This is a genomic window from Streptomyces sp. 8K308 (assembly GCF_004348315.1).
GTDB lineage: Bacteria > Actinomycetota > Actinomycetes > Streptomycetales > Streptomycetaceae > Streptomyces.
This window is the reverse complement of sequence record NZ_SMKC01000572.1, coordinates 1-2,073: the sequence shown is the minus strand read 5'-3', so window position 1 is coordinate 2,073 and position 2,073 is coordinate 1. Positions and strand designations below refer to the sequence as shown.

The following is a 2,073-nucleotide window of genomic DNA, read 5'->3' as shown; positions in this document are numbered from 1 at the left end:
CGCTTGAGCTGATCGGCGCCGCCGGCCTGCTGATACCGCCCGTGGCGCCGTACGCCGCCATCGCCCTCGCGCTGCTGATGGTCGCCATGACCCCGGCGAACGTCTCCGCGGTACGCCGAGGCCTGCCCGGCGCGACCCCGCTCCCCACCCGCATGGCGCTCCAGGTGTTCTTCGTCGGCGCCGCGGTCGCCGCGGCGCTGTGAGGCCTGGCCGTCAGGCGGCCTCGGTCCTGACGAACTGCGCCGCCTGGATGCCGTACATCTCCGCGTACCGGCCGCCGCCCCGCAGCAGCTCGTCCGGGGTGCCGGACTCCACGAGCCGCCCCCCGTGCAGCACGTGCACCAGGTCCGCGTCGCGCACCGAGGCCATCCGGTGCGTGATCAGCACCACCGTCCGGCCGGCGTCCGCCAGGGCCCGGATCCGGTCGAAGACCTCCTGCTCGGCCCGCGCGTCCAGCGCCGCCGTCGGCTCGTCGACGATCAGGATCGGCGCGTCCCGGTAGGCGGCCCTGGCGATGCCGAGCTTCTGCCACTGGCCGCCGGAGAGCTGGTGGCCGCGCTGGAAGACCCGGGACAGCAGCGTCCCCCAGCCGTGCGGCAGCCCCGCCACCACGTCGCCCGCGCCGGCCTGGGCCGCCGCCGCGTCCAGGCGCTCCTCGCTGATCGGCACCGCCGTCCGCCCCACCGCCACGTTGACCCGCGCGGTGAACGGCCAGCGGTAGAAGTCCTGCCCGACGACGGCGAACCGCGCGAACAGCTCCTGCCGGTCGGCCGCCGCGATGTCCTGCCCGCCGAAGCGGATCCGGCCCGCCTGCGGCTGGTAGAGCCCGCACAGCAGCTTGATCAGCGTCGACTTGCCCGAACCGTTCTCCCCCACCAGGGCCGTGACCCGCCCCATCGGGATCGTGAGCGACACCCCGCGCAACGCCGGCGGCCCCTCGGTGCCGGGGAAGGCGAACGTCACGCCCTCCACCTCGATGCGCTCAGGCCGCTCCGGCAACGGCGCCCCGCCCGTCGGGATCTCACGGCCGGTGGACTGCTCCACGATCTGGTGCAGGTCGGTCACGAACAGGCTGTCCTCGTGCATGGAGTTGACCTGCGCGATCAGGTTCTCCAACGATGAGGAACCGGTGCGGATGGCCACGACCGCCGCGCCCGCCGCCGCGACCTCCATCGCCCCCGACCACAGCAGGCCGCCGAGCACCAGATACGTCGCCAGCGCCGTGACCCCGGTCAGCGCCGACGCCACGAGCCGGGTGCCCGCCGCCTCCCGCGCCAACCGCGCCTGCTCACCCTCGTACGACTGCGACATCGCCCGGAAGTGCCCCAGCAGGAAGGGCCCCACCCCGTGCACCCGCACCTCGGCCGCCGCGTCCGCCTCGATGATCAGCCGGGACAGGGTGTTCGCCGCCCGCGAGTGCTGCACCCACTCCTGGTACGACTGGTAGCGGCGCCGCGCGATGGTCAGCGCGGACCACGCGCTTGGCATCGTCATCAGCAACAGCATCGGCATCAGCACCGGGTGCAGCACCGCCAGCACACCGGCCGCCGCGACCAGCGACAGCAGCGCCGAGATCACCCGCGTCCCATGGCTGATCATCCGCCGCGCCGACGACGCCCCGAACTGCGCCGACTCCAGCAGCTTGTGGAACGCGTGGTCCTCGATCGCCTGGAGCTCGACCCCCAACGCCCGCTCCAGATACCGCTCCTGCGCGTGCCGCTCCACCTTCGGCTGCAACGTGCCGTCCGCGTACGTCGACACGGCCCGCGCCACCGCGCCGACCGCCCCTACCACGGTCATCAACGCGATCGCCGGCATCGCGTCCCGCAGCCCGTCCGCGATGTCCGCCGGCTCCAACAGCGCGACCAGCACGGCCTGCACGCTCAGCAGCATCACCGCCTGCGCGACCCCCCGCGCCGTCTCCGCCAACGCCACCGCCCGCGTCGCCCGCCGATCCGCCGCCCACGCGAGCCGCACGCTCATCGCCACCATCTGCGGCAGCCGCACCAACGTGCGGCGCAGCGTCAACTCCAACACGGCGTCGTCGTGCCGCGACCACCCCATGTCGTACCG

The 2,073-nt window shown here is 73.8% G+C and carries 1 protein-coding gene and 1 pseudogene; one reads left to right on the top strand and one right to left on the bottom strand.

The window, feature by feature from the left end; all coding sequences use genetic code 11:
- A pseudogene (locus E1265_RS37635) lies at window positions 1-203 on the top strand (hypothetical protein); the annotation flags it as partial.
- Between the two features lie 10 nt (window positions 204-213).
- On the opposite strand, the gene E1265_RS35770 reads toward E1265_RS37635, so the two are convergent.
- The coding region (locus E1265_RS35770; RefSeq protein WP_243741349.1) for an ABC transporter ATP-binding protein at window positions 214-2,073 on the bottom strand (1,860 nt) is incomplete at its 5' end.